The sequence below is a fragment of the Psychroserpens sp. AS72 genome, assembly GCF_038900375.1.
GTDB lineage: Bacteria > Bacteroidota > Bacteroidia > Flavobacteriales > Flavobacteriaceae > Psychroserpens.
In genome coordinates, this window is record NZ_JBBMRC010000003.1 from 1 (window position 1) to 16815 (window position 16815).

Sequence of the window (16815 nt, forward strand, 5' to 3'; positions counted from 1 at the left end):
CAGAGATATTATATTTTTTCTTCGGAAATGTGCTAACTGTAAAATCGATAACTTTTAAATCACAAGAATTTTAATAATACGTCATGCTGAACTAGTTTCAGCATCTCACAAGTAAAAAAGAAATTAGTTTTACTGATTTCACAATGCTAATTGTACTATTTCCGAAGAACTAAATAAATAGCAAAACTTCAAATGAGTCAAGATTTTAATGGCTTCAATCAATAGTATAGTGATATAAGAGGCATCTTGAAAACAAAAACAAATGGAACACGTATTAGTAGCAGGTGCGACAGGCACTACAGGACAAAAAATAGTTAATTTATTAAAATCTTCACAATATTTTGAACCTATTGCAATGGTGAGAAATGAGAGTCAGCAAGCAAAGTTTTTAGCTCATGATGTGAAAACAGTCATGGGAGATTTAGAACAAGATGTATCTCGTACCGTGAAAAATATTGACAAGGTCATTTTTGCAGCTGGTTCTGGTGGAAAGAAATTAGAAGCCGTAGATCAAGAAGGTGCTAAAAAACTAATTAAGGCATCAGCAAACAATAACATCAAAAAATTTGTGATGTTGAGTTCAATGGGAGCAGACCAACCTGAAAAAGCTGAAGAACTTCAAGAGTATCTTAAAGCGAAACATAATGCAGATGAATATCTTAAATCAACAAATCTCAATTATGCTATTGTTAGACCTGGAAGTTTAACCAATAATAAAGGTGAAGGCAAAATCAAATTAGCCAAGTCATTACATGAGCGTGGAGACATTACTCGTGATGATGTGGCTCAAACTTTAGTAAGGTCATTGCACGATGATGCAGCAAATAAGACCACATTTGAGATTATAAAAGGAGATACTTTGATTGGTGAGGCTATGAATACCTTGTCTTAAAAAAGCACATTTCCGAAAAAATTAAAAAATAATTTAAAAAAGCATATGATTAAACCAAGAACTAAAACACCAGATATAACGATAGATTTAGTGAACGATACCAAATGGACATTAAGCGATCAGAATCCAAAGCATTTTACAATGCTTGTAGTTTACAGAGGGAAACATTGTCCTGTATGTAAAACGTATTTGGAAACGATTCAAAAACATATTAAAGATTTTACTGATAAAGGAGTAAATGTGATTGCTATAAGTAGCGATACAGAAGCTATAGCAAAAGCAACTTATGATGATTGGGATATTGCAGACGTGCCAATTGGATATAATTTTCCAATAGAAGAAGCTAGAGCATGGAGTCTTTATATTTCGGAAGGAATTAAAAAAGAACCCAAACATTTTATTGAGCCTGGTTTGTTTATCATAAGACCAGATCAAACTTTATATGCTTCATCAATTCAGACCATGCCTTTTGCGCGTCCAGCAATTGAAGATATTTTGAACTCAATTGATTTTGTGGTTAATAAAAATTATCCTGCTCGAGGAGAAGCTTAGATTAACAAAAATCTTTATAATGAGCACATTTCTAATGAGATGTGCTTTTTTTTGTTTTATATGTCTTCGGAAATCGTCTGACTTCAATTTTTTCAATAACTCTACTTTAGTAAATATTGACATAAACGAATAATTTGTTTAATGTTTTGTTAATATGTTTAAACAAAATATATTTATACTCTACCTTTGAATACATTAATTAACAATTAAAATCAAAAAATATGAAAATTTTAAAAACATTCTCAGTATTTGCAATAGCAGTATTATTATTTGCATCATGTGGAGAAACTAAGAAAGCAGAAGAAAAAACTGTAGAGACAGAAGTTGTAAATGACAATGCTTCTAAAGAGGTAGCAATGTCTGAAGAAAAAGAAAGACCAACAATTGTAGGTGTTGCAGCAGGAAACGAAAATTTCACTACACTAGTTGCTGCTGTAAAAGCTGCAGATTTAGTTGAAACGTTAAATGGAAAAGGACCATTCACTGTTTTTGCTCCAACCAACGATGCGTTTTCTAAATTACCAGAAGGCACTGTTGAAACATTATTGAAACCTGAAAATAAAGGTACATTAACTGGAATTTTAACGTATCACGTTGTGTCAGGAAAATTTGAAGCAGCAGCAGTAGTTGATGCCATTAAGAAAAATAACGGGAAATTTACAGTAGATACTGTAAATGGAGGTGCCATTACTTTAAGTCTTAAAGATGATAAAGTAATGTTAACTGATGCTAAAGGTGGTATGTCTACTGTAATCATGGCAGATGTTGTTGCATCAAATGGTGTGATTCACGCTATTGATACCGTTGTAATGCCAAACTAATTGCACCTTAAATCTTTGTACAAAAAAGTCAGCATATAGCTGACTTTTTTATTTTATATACAACATCAAGATGTTAGTGCAGTAACACTCATAATATGAGTTTGTAATTATTTTGTAGATAATTTTGAAATTTTAAAATTTCCGAAGAGAAAAGTTTAAGACTTGATCTTAATTGGTTTTAATTGAATAATTCCAAATGCATCTAACATTTTTATGATAACATATGTCACATCAATTTCATACCATTTTACGCCAAAATTAGCGCGACTTGCATGCTTATGATGATTGTTATGATAGCCTTCACCCATCATTAAAAAGTCAAAACGAAACAGATTTTTACTCGTGTTTTTCATTTTATAATTCACATAGCCATAAATATGACCAAACCAATTAATAATAACACCATGAATTGGAGCCATTAAAAATGTGATAGGTAATAGTAGCCATTGCCACCAAGCAGTAACAAAAAAGGCAAAGAATAAAATATAGAGTGACATCCAGAGTAAACGTGAAAAACGAGAGCTAGCGAAACTATCAAAGGTTTTCCATTGCGGAACATTTTTAGTAAAACGCTCATCTACTGATATGCGTTGTGTATTGATATCTTGATAGATGGTTTTAGTTTTCCACATCATCGCAAATACATTAGCATCATGTGAAGGTGAGTGCGGATCTTTTTCTGTATCTGTATAAGCATGGTGCATGCGATGCATAATTCCGTAGCCATAAGCACTCAAATAACTAGAGCCTTGAAATATCCAAGTAAGAATAAATGTGATGCGTTCCATAGTTTTAGACATCGTAAACACTTGGTGTGCTGCATAACGATGTAAAAAGAACGACTGAAAAAATAAGCCTCCATACCAAAGTACTAAGACAAAAATAACGATAACCATAACTTTTTTCACAAAGATACTTGCACGTTACGTGCCAAACAATGAACCTAAATCAATTAAATACGTTTTCTAATTCTGCTTAATGCTTGTGCAGTGACTCCAATATAAGAACTGATGTATTTTAAGGGAATGACTTTTAGGAGTTCTGGACGCTCTTTAAAAAGTTTTAAATAACGTTCTTCTGCAGTTAAATTTAGTAAGTTTTGCTCGCGACTTGATTTTAATAAAAAGAGACGTTCTGCAGTTAATCTCCCAATAAGATTCCCTATTTGAGTGGTTTTATAAACCTCTTGTAAATCGTTGTAAGTGATACTCAAAATAGTTGTGTTAGTCAATGCTTGCAATTGGTATGCAGATGGAGTTTGTGTTAAAAAAGAATCATAAGCACTAACAAATTGGTCTTTAAAACTAAATCCGAAAGTGATTTCTTTTTCTGAATCTTCCTTCGGAATAAATAAACGTACCACACCAGATTCTATAAACGAAATATGATTTTCTATGTCATTAAGTTTTAAAAAAACGGTTTTCTTCGGAATGACACGACGTTGTAATTTGGATGAAAAAAACTCCCAATCTGCATTTGAGATAGTGGCAATACGATCTATATGAGCTTTTATTTGTTGCACTTATAATTATTCTATAAAATTAAAGTGGAAAGATAGGAATTTGTGTCCTTAATCAAGTGCTCTTTTATATTTGAGCTAAAACTCAAACGGTTAATCGACACTTTTATAAAAACCATTTAATTTCTTGTATATTTGAGTAACTACCTCTAAATTAATTCATATACATAATGAATTCAAAGACATTACGAAGTCTGCTTATTTTTGTGAGTCTATTATTTTCAATTCATAGTTATTCTCAAGCACAACTTACAAGTGATGACGCTCTTAGTCAGTTTAATGAGGTGCAAAAAACTATTGAAGCATCGTTTCCTCAAAACGAAATGAGAACGTTTAGGAGAGAATCATTTTCAGAAATTCAACTTAAAACTTATTTAACTCAGCATTTTAAGCAATTAGATCTTATTCCATTTATAAAAGATAATCATGTTATAAAATTAGATGCTTATCTGCATTCTGCTAATTGGTTCAAGCTCATTGGGATGCCTAAAGAATCCATAAAATCGTATAAAGATTTCTTTGCCTATTATGATGCAAATGAACAGTATTTAACAAATGCCGAAAAAAAAGACTATCTAAAAATGAGAAGTTTTGGATATGATATGTTAGCTGTAAATTATGCCAAAATATCTCAAATAGACAGTGCAGATGTTCAACATAAATTTAATTTAAAATTTGCTCAACAATTTAATACTATTTCATTCCCATCTGCACTAAATAATTATGGCCTTTTTTTTTATTGGACAAAAAAAGATTTAGAAACTGCATTAATTCATTTTCATAGAGCCTTTGATATTATGAGTCAAAGTGAGTTTTCAAATCATTATCTTTTAGGGAGTATTAGAGATAATATTGCTGATATCTATGTAGAACAAAATAAATTAAATGAAGCCAACACATTATACCAAAATAATTTTGAGTTTTATAAACATACCATAAATGTAGATTTAGAGTCTCTGGATATCACACGATTAATTAGTGCTGGCTCACAATATGTCTCAACAAGTCTCGCTTTAAGTCAAGTTGATGATGCTGAAAAAATATTTAATGAATTAGTAACTATAATTAATGACCCAATCCACAATACTAAAGTACAACCTAGTTCATTTTTGGAAATTTTAAAAGCAAAAGAAGCATTGTACTTTAAGCAGAATAAGTTTAAAGATGCCTATCAAATTTCTAAAGAAGTTAAAACCTTAGAAGATAGTTTGAAGTCATTAACAGCGAGTTCAGAACAAAAATGGCTTACAGTTGTAAATGAAATTGTCTTAGACCAGGTCAAACAAAATTTTGTAGTGGAGAACAATCTCAAAGAAAATAAGATTAAGAGCCAAAGATCTAAATTATGGATTACCTCTTTAATTTCATCAATATTTATTATTCTTTTATTGTCTGTTATTCTACGCAGACGTCAATACCTTATTATTGCTAAAAACAAACAGCAATTGGCTGAACAATCACTCGAGTTTACTGCACTTAAAAATGAAAAACTCAATGCAGAAATTGAATCTAAAAAAAGAGATTTATCAGACTTTGCCATAAATTTATCACAAAATCAAGAATGGGCTAAAGCGCTTGCCGATAAATTAGAACAGTTGAAAACCACGAAAGGTAGAGAACGTAAAAAATTACTCGATGACTTTGAGCAAGACATACAAAACAAAATAAAATTTGATCAGGATACCGAGAATTTTTATGACCGACTAGATAAATTAGGTGATTTATTTTATAGTGCTTTGCATACCAATTACCCTAATCTTACAAAAACTGAAATACGTTTATGCTCATTAATTAGATTAAAAATTGATAGTCATGCTATTGCAAATCTTCAAAACATAACATTGGCATCTTTAAATACGAGTCGTTATCGTCTTAGAAAAAAATTAAACCTTGCCGAAGGTGATAATTTAGACGAGTTTATTCAGTTTTTGTAAATCAATGTAAAGTGTTGTAATTCAGTGTATTGATTTCTAAAACACAATTGTAGTCTATTAAATATCTGCGCCTTGTCTATTATTTGTCTAGTTCTAAAATTACATATTGATTGAGTTTTGCAATACTTTTATTACAATATAAAATCACATCTGAATTTCATTTTTAGGATGTTAAACTTTTTTGATTCTGTTTATGCTATATATGATGTGAATACACAATAGCTTATTCTTAAGGAGTAGCAGTAATCATTAATTATAAAGTAAAACTTAAAAAAGGAAACCATACTAAATGTATAACAATTACAGTAATCCCTTCTAATTAAATTTAGTAATAGCCGAAGATAGTGTCATATAACATAATTATGGCACTATCTTCTATTTTAAGATGGATATTAGAATTCGTTGGGAATTCATTTCTGAAATAAATCCTAAGCCATTAATTAGCTATTTGTAACGACTTAACCTTCAAAAGTCGTGTTCTTAAGATCTTTTGAATATCCTGATTATTTTTCTGCTTGATGAGAAAATTATCTAATTCATCAATATGGTTTATAGATTCCTGTTTGTCAATAAAACCATATCCTAAATACTCACCATTTTTAATCATGATAAAAGCTTCTTCATCAGTAGTTCTGCCTTTTTCTTTTAAAACGATTTCTTTTTTATCTTCGGAAACATCCTGAATCGCTTGTAGTACTCTTTCATTATAGTCTTCGCTAGACTCTTCATCTCTACAAATCCCTTTACAATCTGTAATATTATAATGTGAACATTCCCAAACAGATTCTTGCAAGTGACAATATTTAGGGCAAAGATTATATTGAGAACATATGTTTTCCATAAATAGCCTTACATCTCTTACATTAAAAAATGTGATGATAGGATTAGGTACTAAGCGACCTTTATTCATTGCGAGATGAATAACTCCATTTCTATCCTCATAAGAGAAAATAGAGTAGGATTGAATGGTTCTTTTTGCCACTTTATTATACACAGGAAAATTATGTTTTATTGCAGCATCTTCCATTAATAAAGCAATGAGCTCGCTACCAGATAATTCAAAATCAATATCTCTAGTTTCTCTAACCATGTCAAGCGATTTTTTTGTCTTACTATAAAAATGACTCAACACTCTTTTTTTGATGTCTTTTGCTTTACCTATATAAATGATTTTTCCCTTTTTATCCTTAAAATAATAGATACCTGGTGAATTTGGTAAGGCTTCAAAAGTGGCTTTTGGTAAGTTTGGTGGTAAAGTTGCTTCTCTAGAGTTTTTATTTAGAAAATTACTAAATACTTCTTGAGCTTTAGGTTGCTTCAATAACAATTCAAATAAAATTACAGTGGCTTCTGCATCACCTCGTGCTCTATGTCTGTCCACCAAATTAATATTTAAATCCTTACATATTTTACCTAGACTATAGGATTTATATCCTGGAATTAATTTTCTAGAAAGCCTTACTGTGCATAATTTTTTTCTTCGGAAATCGATACCCAAACGTTTAAACTCGCCTCCAATGACATTAAAGTCGAAATTCACATTATGCGCTACAAAAATGGCATCTTCAGTGATATTGAGAATGTCTTGTGCTACATCTGCAAAAACTGGAGCATCTGCAACTAGTTGATTATCAATTCCAGTTAATGCAGTGATATGAAAGGGAATGTCACTTTCTGGATTGATAAGTGTTGTGAATTCATCAATTACATGATTTCCATCGTATTTAAAAATAGAAATTTCAGTCATACGATTTCCACGTCCTGTGGTTTCAACATCAATAATGGTGTAGATCATTTATCTAAATATGTTACTCGCTATTAGCTCTAGTTATTGTGTGTTTTGGCAGATTTTACTCGAATCAGTAAGATAATTATTTTGATGCAAAATTTGTAATATATCTTTTAAAAAAACAGTTTTTATCCATATTATTTTACACAAAAAACTGTAATTCTTGTAATTCTACTCGTATAGCAATAAAAGACGTTTATCTTTGCTGAAAAATAAATGAGATTAACTTGTTATTTTTGCAACATTAATACGTTACAAAAGTAACTAGATAGTACAAACACAAAATATAAGTAATAATGATTAATTGGTTAAAAAAACTATTTGGTTCTAGTGAAAGCACTGTTTCAAGTAAAGGAACACAAGAAGGAACTGTGAAATTTTTTAATTTTAGAAAAGGGTTCGGATTCATAACTCTTGGAGATTCTGACGAAGAGATTTTTGTTCATAAATCTAACCTCATAGACAAGATTAAAGATAAAAACAAAGTTTCTTTTAATATAGAACAAAGCGACAAAGGACCTATTGCTACAAACGTAAGGGTTATTAAAAAATAGAACATCTCAATACCAAAAAGAACCATCTTAATTGATGGTTTTTTTTGTTTTAAACTACAAGTTCAATCATTGTTATTAGATTATTTTATAGTAAAGTTTTTAATTATTATGTCATTCCTGCGCAGGCAGGAATCTACCTCTTATAAAAATAGATTCTTGCTTGTGCAGGAATGACAACTATTTAGTTATTTCTCACGAACAGTATTCTTACCTTTGCTTAAAAATATATCATGTCAAAATCCTTTTCTAACTTAGGAATCAACGAACACCTACAACAAAGTTTATCCAATTTACAGATTTCTGTTCCTACAGATATTCAAGAAAAGGCAATTCCTGTGGTTCTAAACCAAACTGAAGATCTTGTCGTTCTGGCAAAAACCGGTACAGGAAAAACAGTAGCTTTTGGCCTACCATTACTACAATTAGTTGATTTAGAAAACAATAGTGTACAAGCACTTATATTAGCGCCTACACGAGAATTAGGACAACAGATTTATGCTAATTTAGTAGATTTTTCTGCTGAAAGTCCTAATATTTCTATAGCATCTGTATGTGGAGGAATTCCTATAAAACCACAAATAGAACGTTTAAAAACGACAACACATATTGTTGTAGCAACACCTGGACGTTTAGTTGATTTGGTAGAACGAGGTGCTATTGATATTAAAAGCTTAAAGTATTTAGTGCTTGATGAAGCTGATGAAATGATTACCGCTTTAAAAGATGAAGTGGATACGATTATAAAAGGCATCCCAAAAAAGCGACGTACATTATTGTTTACAGCAACGATGTCTGGAGCTATAAAACAACTGGTTCAAAATTACATGTCAAAACATGTGATACAATTGGAAGCAGATATGGCAACTCTTGGTCATCAAGGTATTGAGCATCAATATGTAGTTGTAGAACCTATCGAAAAATTAGAAGTATTACTTCATTTTTTAAATTCTAAAGAAGGAGAACGTGGCATTATATTTTGTAAAACTAAAGCTGCAGTCAATAAACTAGCCAAAAAATTAGCCATCAATAAATTCTCTTCTGGTGCAATTCATGGAAGTTTATCACAAGGGATTCGTGACCGTATCATGGGACAATTTAGAGAAGGTCATATTGATATTTTAGTTGCTACAGATTTAGCAGCACGTGGGATTGATGTCAAAGATGTTGCCTACGTAGTTAATTATCATTTACCAGATACTTATGATGCTTATGTTCATAGAAGCGGACGAACAGCTAGAGCAGGAGCAAAGGGCTTGTCATTAAGTGTGATTCAGAAAGAGGAAGTAGAAGAAATTCCAGAATTTGAAGCCGAATTAGGTTTGGTGTTTACTGAATTTAAAAAAGCAGATGCTCAAAGCATCGAAGAAAACAATGGTTTGTTATGGGCTAGAAAAATTTTTAAAACGAAGCCTAATCGTGACGTTTCCGAAGATTTTAAATCTCAAATTAAAACCATTTTTCATCATTTAACAAAAGAGGAATTGGTAGATAAAATCCTAGCGAATTATTTGGCACAAAACAGTACTGATAATTCAAAACTGGAAACACCTAAAAAAGCTAAAAAGAAATAAGATATGGCGAATGATATAAAAAATCAGCAAGATATTTTATCAAAATTGAATATTGAGGCTTTGAATCCTATGCAAATGGAAGCTGTTACTATAATTGAAACATGTCCAAATACTATAATCTTATCTCCAACAGGAACAGGAAAAACATTAGCTTTTGCATTACCACTATTGGATCTCTTAGATCCTGAATCTTCAGAAATCCAAGCCTTAATTATAGTACCTTCTAGAGAATTAGCCATTCAAATTGAACAAGTCATTCGTTCTATGGGTTCTGGTTATAAAGTTAATGCTGTTTATGGAGGCAGACCAATGTCTAAAGATAAAATTGAACTCAAACATAATCCTGCAATTTTAGTAGGAACTCCAGGTAGAATTCTAGATCATTTTGATAATGACCGTTTTTCTAAAGCTCATATTAATACTCTCATATTAGATGAGTTTGATAAGTCTTTAGAGAATGGTTTTGAGGAAGAAATGAAAGCGATTCTCTATTATTTGCCTAATTTAAATAAACGCATTTTAACATCTGCTACTCAGGCAGTTGACGTTCCAAAATTTGTTGAATTAGAAAAGCCATTTATAATTGATTATTTAAGTGGAAAAGACGAATCTAGGTTAGCTCTTAAATTGGTTCTTTCTCCAGATAAAAATAAGCTATCAACTTTGTTGGAGTTAGTAAAACATATTGGTAATGAACCTGGAATTATCTTCTGTAATTTTAGAGAAAGCATAGATAAGGTCAGTGCAGTTTTAGATAAAAATCATATTGCTCATGCTTGTTTTTCTGGAGGCATGGAGCAAAAAGACAGAGAGCGAGCACTCATAAAATTCAGAAATAGAACATGTCAATTATTAGTCGCTACAGATTTGGCTGCTAGAGGTATTGATATTCCTGAAATGAAATTTATTATTCATTATGAATTACCAATCCATGAAGAAGAATTCATTCATAGAAATGGTAGAACTGCTAGAGTTGATGCAAAAGGGACGTCTTATATTCTGAAATGGAAAGATCAATTATTGCCCAACTTCATTAAAGCAAAAGATCCAATAGATATTTCGAGCAAAGCGCCTCATAAAAAGCAATATTGGGAAACCTTGTTCATTTCCGGAGGACGAAAAGATAAAATCTCAAAAGGGGATATCGCTGGTTTGTTTTTTAAACAAGGTGGATTGAAAAAAGACCAATTGGGTACCATTGAGCTCAAACCAGATTGTGCGTTTGTTGCTGTTCCTGTGGCTCTGGCAGATCAATTGGTTGGTACTTTGAATAATAGTCGATTAAAAAAGAAGAAAGTTAGGATTACGATTCTTTAAACATTTGGATTATTTTTTTTTCGGAAATATTCTTACTTTAAATTATAGTAGTCGATAAGGACCAAAGGTTCTAAAACATCCCAAACCGTATTAGCAACAATTTGATGCCCTTTAACTGTTGGATGAATACCATCATTTTGGTTGAGTTCTGGAATACCACCAACGTCTTTCAAAATAAAAGGAATAAACTCTAATTGATTTTGTTGCGCCAAATCTGCATACATTTTTCTGAATTCCTGAGTATAATCTTGTCCCATATTTGGCGGTAATTCCATACCAGCAAGAATAATTGTCGTGTCTTCACTTTTTTGCTTTACAACATCAATAATGGATTGTAGATTAGAACGCGTTTCAGATAAAGGAACTCCACGCAATCCATCATTAGCACCAAGTTCTAATATAAAAATAGAGATGTCTTGTTTTAAAATCCAATCAATTCTACTTTTACCACCTGCTGTTGTTTCGCCACTTAATCCAGAATTAACGACCGTATAATTTGCTCCTAAAGAATCGATTTTTTGCTGAAGTAATGCAGGAAAAGCGTCATTGGTATCGTCTAAACCATAGCCTGCAGTAATACTATCTCCAAAACATAAAATGGTTTTGGTTTTGTTGGTAGCAACTTCTGTTGGCTGTTTTGTGTTGGTGTCTTCTGAATCTTGATTTTTAGTATCTGTTTTTTCAGTTGCCCCATTTCCGCAGGAAAACATTAAAAACCCTAATATAAAATAACAAAACTTTAAGTATTTATGTACCACTGAAGTGGGTAACTTTGCAATCAAATTATTATTTTGAGCCATAGACATACATTGTCAATTATATTAGAATGAATACACCAAAGATATTAAAGATTACTGGGTTAGAAAAGACATATTCTAGCGGTAACAAAGAATTAACGGTTTTGCACGACATCTCTTTTGATGTAGATCGCGGACAAACATTTTCAATCGTAGGACCATCAGGAAGCGGAAAAACAACTTTACTTGGTTTATGTGCTGGTTTAGACGAACCAAATGCAGGTAGCGTTGTATTGTGCGGACAAGATTTAAGTACTTTAAATGAAGATCAACGTGCACAATTACGAAATAAAGAAGTTGGGTTTATATTCCAAAATTTCCAATTACTACCAACGCTTACAGCATTAGAAAATGTTAGTGTACCTTTAGAGTTACAAGGTGCAAAAGATGCTAAAGAACGTAGTTTGGTACTTTTAGAAAAAGTAGGATTAGCAAATCGTGTGCATCATTATCCGTCACAACTCTCAGGAGGTGAGCAACAACGTGTTGCATTAGCACGAGCTTTTGCAAACCAACCTTCTATTTTATTTGCAGATGAACCCACAGGTAATTTAGATGAAGATACTGGAGAAAAAGTGATTAAACTCTTATTTGATCTAAACAAAGAAGCAGGTACAACATTGGTTATCATTTCCCACGATTTGGATCTCGCTAACCGAACGCAACAAATCTTACGTTTAAAAGGCGGACAAATTTTAACTAACCAACGTACATCTGTACACTAATTTAGAGCTCCATAGATTATGAATCCAAGTACAAAATGGCTCTTTAAAATGGCATGGCGAGATGCCAAAGCAAGTAAAGTCAGGCTATTATTATTTATGAGTTCTATTGTTTTAGGGATTGCTGCTGTGGTGTCTATTCAATTGTTTAGCACCAATTTAAAGGATAATATTCAGCGTCAATCTAAAGTTTTGATGGGTGCAGATTATACCATTGATACTAGACAAGAACCTACTGAGCGAGCGCAAGCTATTATAGATTCACTAAAGCCTGATGCTCATGAGGTCAACTTTGTGTCTATGATTGCGTTTCCTAAAAATGGAGGTGCAAAACTGGTTAAAGTGAGAGGTATTGAAGGCGCTTTTCCATTTTATGGACAAATGAATACCGAACCTAAAACAGCAGCAACTAATTATCAAGATGTAGGTGGTGCTTTGGTAGATGCGACTTTATTATTGCAATTTAATATTCAAGTTGGTGATTCTATTAAAATTGGAGAACTCACATTGCCAATCGTTGGTGCTTTAAAATCCATACCTGGAAGTAATGCCATTTCAAGTTCTGTTGCGCCACCTATTGTGATTCCAAATCGTTTTATAGAAGACACAGAGTTATTACAATTTGGGAGCAGAAAAGAATATCAGTTCTTTTATAAAACCACAAATAATTTTGATCTCGACGCATTTGAAGATAAAATTGATCCAATGTTGGATTTCGAAAATGCAGATTTAGACACACATACAAGTACAAGTAAACGTTTAGGAAATCGGTATGATAATGTAGGTAAGTTTTTAAATTTAGCTGCTTTTATTGCCTTATTGTTAGGTTGTATTGGGATTGCGAGTTCTGTGCATATTTATATCAAGGAAAAATTAAAGTCGATTGCTGTTTTAAAATGTATGGGAGCAACGAGACGACAAAGTTTCTTGATTTTCCTCATTCAAATTGCTGGTATTGGGATTATTGGAGGATTAATAGGTTCTTTATTTGGAATTGCGCTACAAGAGTTATTTCCGTATTTATTAAAATCATTTTTACCTTTTACAGTTGAAATTAGCATTTCATTCCTACCTGTTTTAATAGGTGTGCTTTTAGGATTATTCATGTCTGTCTTATTTGCTTTATTGCCACTCATTAACACTTGGTATGTATCTCCATTAGAAGTTTTAAGAGTTGGTGAAAGTCCGTCAAAAAGTTCAAAAAGAGCACAACTCATTGTTGGTAGTGCTATTGCCTTATTCTTACTTTTATTCTCTTGCATCTTATTGGGCAATATTTTTTATGCACTTGGATTTGTATTAGGAACACTCTTAACCTTTGCTATTTTAGCAGGAATTGCTTTGTTGAGCATGAAAGGTATTAGAACATTTTTTCCAAAGCGTTTTGGTTTTGCAGCACGACAAAGTTTATTGAATTTATTTAGACCTAACAATCAAACTGTAGTGTTAGTTGTTGCTATTGGTTTAGGAACATTTTTAATAAGTACCTTATATTTTACCAAGGATATTTTATTGTCTAAAACAGAACTTGCAGAAACTGTAGATGCTGCCAACATTATAATTCTAGATGTGCAGACAAAGCAAAAAGAGGCTGTAGAGAAGCGCATTCAAAGTTTAGAATTACCTATTCTAGATAATATTCCTATTGTAACCATGCGAATGCATAGCATCAAAGATCAATTGGTAAATACATTACGTTTAGACTCTACTCGCCAAGTTAGAGGTTGGATTTTGAGTCATGAATTTAGAGCAACCTATCGAGATTCGCTTACCACTTCTGAAGAGATTATAGAAGGTGAATGGACTCCAGAAATACAAGCAGATGCTCCAATTCTTATTTCATTGTCAGATAATTTAGCTTCTGATGCTAAAGTAAAAGTTGGTGACGACATTGTATTTAATGTGCAAGGTGTACTCATGAATACTAAAGTTGGTAGCATTAGAAAAGTAGATTGGGCACAATTAAAACCTAACTTTACGATTCTTTTCCCGAAAGGTGTTTTAGAACAAGCACCACAATTTAATGTGATTACAACTGCAGTTCCAAATGAAGATAAATCGGCAACATTGCAACGAGAGCTGGTTTCTAATTTTCCTAATGTTTCTGTGATTGACTTACGACAAGTCTATACTGTTGTTGAAGATATTTTGGATAAAGTATCGTGGATTATCAATTTTATGGCATTTTTTAGTATCCTCACAGGAATTATTGTTTTGATTGGCTCTGTTAGAACAAGTAAATATCAACGCATTAAGGAAAGTGTGCTATTAAGAACGCTTGGTGCTCAAAACAAACAAATTTTAAAAATATCTGCTTTAGAATATCTCTTTTTAGGTGTTCTTGGTAGTTTGGTAGGCATTTTATTGGCTTTAGTTGGCAGTTTGTGTTTGGCGTTATTGATGTTTAATGAACCTTTTGTGCCATCAATAATTCCGTTTTTGGTGTTTATGCCAGGCATTAGTTTGTTGGTTGTTATCATTGGGTTGAGCAACATCCAAACGGTATTGCGAAGTTCTCCTTTGGAGGTTTTGAGACGAGAAGGCTAGGAGTTCAAGTTATATTTTTTTAGGGTTTATTTCTGAAATGTGCCAGAATTGAAATCCGTTAGCTACAATTATAATTTTGCAGATATTTTTTGAAGGTTTAAAATTTCCGAAGAAAAAAAGGGATACAATTTGAAACTGCTTATGTATCTTGCGCACGACATAAAAATGAGTATTTAATTGACATGAGTGAGACTAATTTAAATGATGACATAGAGTTCTGTATTGCAACTTTACAGAAGATATTAGAGGATTCTAATCAGCTTTATGAACTCCCAGAAGACCAGAGAGTAGCGCTTATTAAAGTCGCTGGTCAATTGTCTAGACCAAGTCGTGAGGAACATAAACGTCGGAAAAAAGACGCGAAAAAAGCCATAAAACGCAAGATGATTGCTCGTGATAAGCATGCACGAAAAGAAACTGGTATTCGTTCTGCTCGAGAAGCTAGTGTTTTTACTGCTCCAAAATTATTGGCACCAGCTCAAACTCTAAAAGACACTCCAGAATTAGAATCGCCAAGAAACTGTTACGTTTGTAAAACAGTATATACCAAATTGCATCATTTTTATGATACGATGTGTACAGATTGTGGTGATTTGAATTATGCCAAACGTTTTCAAACCACAGATTTGACTGATCAGGTTGCTGTGATTACAGGTTCGCGATTAAAAATTGGTTATCATATTACGTTGATGTTGTTACGATCTGGAGCAACAGTTATTGCAACGACACGATTTCCTGCAGATTCTGCAATTAGGTTTTCTAAAGAAGATGATTATAGCAAATGGAGTGATCGTTTGCATATTCATGGGTTGGATTTACGACATATCCCAAGTGTAGAGATTTTTTGTAATTATATAGAACAGCAGTATTCTCGATTAGATATTTTGATAAATAATGCTGCACAGACGGTTAGGCGACCTTCCGGATTTTATTTCCACTTGATGGAAAATGAGAAAAGGCCAATTTCAGAATTACCACATAGAGCTCAAGACTTATTGAAAAGTCATATCAGTTGCTTGCAAGAATTGACAGATTTGAGCATACCAACTTCAAAAACTGCTAAAAACGATATGTTGCCAGTGACATGGCATGGTCCAGAACCAGGAATTGGTTTGCGTTCATCTGCGGAATTGTCTCAAATCCCATACAGTTTTGATAACGCTTTACAAGCTAAAGAAGTATTTCCTGAAGGTGAATTAGATGCAGATTTACAACAAGTAGATTTAAGAAAAACAAACAGTTGGCGTTTAACCTTAGGTGAAATTGAAACGACTGAAATGGTTGAAGTTCAATTAGTAAATGCAGTTGCACCTTTTGTATTGTGTAACCGTTTATCTAATTTGATGAAGAAAGAAAACACGGGTAAAAAACATATTATTAATGTGTCTGCAATGGAAGGGAAGTTCCATAGATTTAAAAAGGAAGACCGTCATCCACATACCAATATGGCAAAAGCTGCTTTAAATATGTTGACACATACATCTGCAGCCACCTTTGCTAAATCTGGGATTTACATGAATGCTGTGGATACAGGTTGGGTAACCGATGAAGATCCAGCTGAGTTATCTAAAAAGAAAATTGAAGTGCATGATTTCCAGCCACCTTTAGATATTGTTGACGGAGCAGCTCGTGTTATGGATCCTTTAATTGATGGGATAAACACAGGAAAACATTGGTGTGGGAAGTTTTTAAAGGATTATTTTCCTATTGATTGGTAAGATTTATTAAATATTAAAGCTCAAAGTATTGCAATTCATTTAAAAATAGGACGTACTTTCGCGCGCTCAAACAATAGTTGAA

The 16815-nt window shown here is 32.4% G+C and carries 14 protein-coding genes; 10 read left to right on the plus strand and 4 right to left on the minus strand.

The features are described 5' to 3' along the window. Positions 1-262 precede the first annotated feature (262 nt). The 3 genes from WNY78_RS06205 to WNY78_RS06215 all read left to right on the plus strand — a co-directional run bounded on the left by WNY78_RS06205 (position 263) and on the right by WNY78_RS06215 (position 2265). Complete coding sequence (locus WNY78_RS06205; RefSeq protein WP_342872330.1) at positions 263-892, plus strand: SDR family oxidoreductase; 630 nt, start codon at positions 263-265, stop codon at positions 890-892. A gap of 45 nt (positions 893-937) precedes the next feature. Continuing rightward, entirely contained in the window at positions 938-1444 is a 507-nt protein-coding gene (locus tag WNY78_RS06210) for a peroxiredoxin-like family protein (RefSeq protein WP_342872331.1), read from the plus strand. Positions 1445-1665: 221 nt separating this feature from the next. Next, positions 1666-2265 carry a fasciclin domain-containing protein gene (locus WNY78_RS06215; protein WP_342872332.1) on the plus strand — a complete coding sequence of 200 codons (600 nt, stop codon included), beginning with the start codon at positions 1666-1668 and terminating at the stop codon, positions 2263-2265. Positions 2266-2420: 155 nt separating this feature from the next. Here the strand turns inward: WNY78_RS06215 and WNY78_RS06220 are convergent, their stop codons facing one another. Then, on the minus strand, positions 2421-3161 hold the full coding sequence (locus WNY78_RS06220) for an acyl-CoA desaturase (protein ID WP_342872333.1): 741 nt from the start codon (positions 3159-3161) through the stop codon (positions 2421-2423). A gap of 56 nt (positions 3162-3217) precedes the next feature. Beyond that, complete coding sequence (locus WNY78_RS06225) at positions 3218-3787, minus strand: Crp/Fnr family transcriptional regulator (protein ID WP_342872334.1); 570 nt, start codon at positions 3785-3787, stop codon at positions 3218-3220. 167 nt (positions 3788-3954) lie between these two features. Between WNY78_RS06225 and WNY78_RS06230 the strand changes: the two genes are divergently transcribed. Next, complete coding sequence (locus WNY78_RS06230) at positions 3955-5718, plus strand: tetratricopeptide repeat protein (RefSeq protein ID WP_342872335.1); 1764 nt, start codon at positions 3955-3957, stop codon at positions 5716-5718. Positions 5719-6154: 436 nt separating this feature from the next. Here WNY78_RS06230 and WNY78_RS06235 read toward each other — a convergent pair whose 3' ends face one another. Then, entirely contained in the window at positions 6155-7513 is a 1359-nt protein-coding gene (locus tag WNY78_RS06235) for an exonuclease domain-containing protein (protein WP_342872336.1), read from the minus strand. A 290-nt stretch (positions 7514-7803) separates the two neighbouring features. Here WNY78_RS06235 and WNY78_RS06240 point away from each other — a divergent pair, with 290 nt between their 5' ends. The 3 genes from WNY78_RS06240 to WNY78_RS06250 all read left to right on the plus strand — a co-directional run bounded on the left by WNY78_RS06240 (position 7804) and on the right by WNY78_RS06250 (position 10949). Continuing rightward, positions 7804-8061 carry a cold shock domain-containing protein gene (locus tag WNY78_RS06240; RefSeq protein WP_342872337.1) on the plus strand — a complete coding sequence of 86 codons (258 nt, stop codon included), beginning with the start codon at positions 7804-7806 and terminating at the stop codon, positions 8059-8061. Between the two features lie 230 nt (positions 8062-8291). Continuing rightward, positions 8292-9632 carry a DEAD/DEAH box helicase gene (locus WNY78_RS06245; RefSeq protein WP_342872338.1) on the plus strand — a complete coding sequence of 447 codons (1341 nt, stop codon included), beginning with the start codon at positions 8292-8294 and terminating at the stop codon, positions 9630-9632. Between the two features lie 3 nt (positions 9633-9635). Further along, positions 9636-10949 (plus strand): DEAD/DEAH box helicase, encoded by a 1314-nt coding sequence (locus WNY78_RS06250; protein ID WP_342872339.1) that lies wholly within the window; start codon positions 9636-9638, stop codon positions 10947-10949. 32 nt (positions 10950-10981) lie between these two features. On the opposite strand, the gene WNY78_RS06255 is transcribed toward WNY78_RS06250, so the two are convergent. Next, complete coding sequence (locus WNY78_RS06255; protein WP_342872340.1) at positions 10982-11755, minus strand: arylesterase; 774 nt, start codon at positions 11753-11755, stop codon at positions 10982-10984. 20 nt (positions 11756-11775) lie between these two features. Between WNY78_RS06255 and WNY78_RS06260 the strand changes: the two genes are divergently transcribed. From WNY78_RS06260 to WNY78_RS06270, 3 genes are all read left to right on the plus strand, one after another. Then, a complete protein-coding gene (locus WNY78_RS06260) occupies positions 11776-12471 on the plus strand; it encodes an ABC transporter ATP-binding protein (RefSeq protein WP_342872341.1) in 696 nt (231 codons plus the stop codon). A gap of 48 nt (positions 12472-12519) precedes the next feature. Beyond that, positions 12520-15015: an FtsX-like permease family protein gene (locus tag WNY78_RS06265; protein WP_342872830.1), complete on the plus strand. Its 2496-nt coding sequence runs from the start codon at positions 12520-12522 to the stop codon at positions 15013-15015. 182 nt (positions 15016-15197) lie between these two features. Beyond that, a complete protein-coding gene (locus WNY78_RS06270) occupies positions 15198-16733 on the plus strand; it encodes an SDR family oxidoreductase (protein WP_342872342.1) in 1536 nt (511 codons plus the stop codon). The last annotated feature ends 82 nt before the right edge of the window (positions 16734-16815 follow it).

Bases quoted from the DNA above. Each gene is read 5' to 3' on its own strand.
- WNY78_RS06220 (WP_342872333.1), bottom strand. From the start codon at position 3,161: ATGGTTATCGTTATTTTTGTCTTAGTACTTTGGTATGGAGGCTTATTT.
- WNY78_RS06230 (WP_342872335.1), top strand. From the start codon at position 3,955: ATGAATTCAAAGACATTACGAAGTCTGCTTATTTTTGTGAGTCTATTA.
- WNY78_RS06240 (WP_342872337.1), top strand. From the start codon at position 7,804: ATGATTAATTGGTTAAAAAAACTATTTGGTTCTAGTGAAAGCACTGTT.
- WNY78_RS06210 (WP_342872331.1), top strand. From the start codon at position 938: ATGATTAAACCAAGAACTAAAACACCAGATATAACGATAGATTTAGTG.
- WNY78_RS06235 (WP_342872336.1), bottom strand. From the start codon at position 7,513: ATGATCTACACCATTATTGATGTTGAAACCACAGGACGTGGAAATCGT.
- WNY78_RS06270 (WP_342872342.1), top strand. From the start codon at position 15,198: ATGAGTGAGACTAATTTAAATGATGACATAGAGTTCTGTATTGCAACT.
- WNY78_RS06215 (WP_342872332.1), top strand. From the start codon at position 1,666: ATGAAAATTTTAAAAACATTCTCAGTATTTGCAATAGCAGTATTATTA.
- WNY78_RS06245 (WP_342872338.1), top strand. From the start codon at position 8,292: ATGTCAAAATCCTTTTCTAACTTAGGAATCAACGAACACCTACAACAA.
- WNY78_RS06260 (WP_342872341.1), top strand. From the start codon at position 11,776: ATGAATACACCAAAGATATTAAAGATTACTGGGTTAGAAAAGACATAT.
- WNY78_RS06250 (WP_342872339.1), top strand. From the start codon at position 9,636: ATGGCGAATGATATAAAAAATCAGCAAGATATTTTATCAAAATTGAAT.
- WNY78_RS06255 (WP_342872340.1), bottom strand. From the start codon at position 11,755: ATGTCTATGGCTCAAAATAATAATTTGATTGCAAAGTTACCCACTTCA.
- WNY78_RS06205 (WP_342872330.1), top strand. From the start codon at position 263: ATGGAACACGTATTAGTAGCAGGTGCGACAGGCACTACAGGACAAAAA.
- WNY78_RS06265 (WP_342872830.1), top strand. From the start codon at position 12,520: ATGGCATGGCGAGATGCCAAAGCAAGTAAAGTCAGGCTATTATTATTT.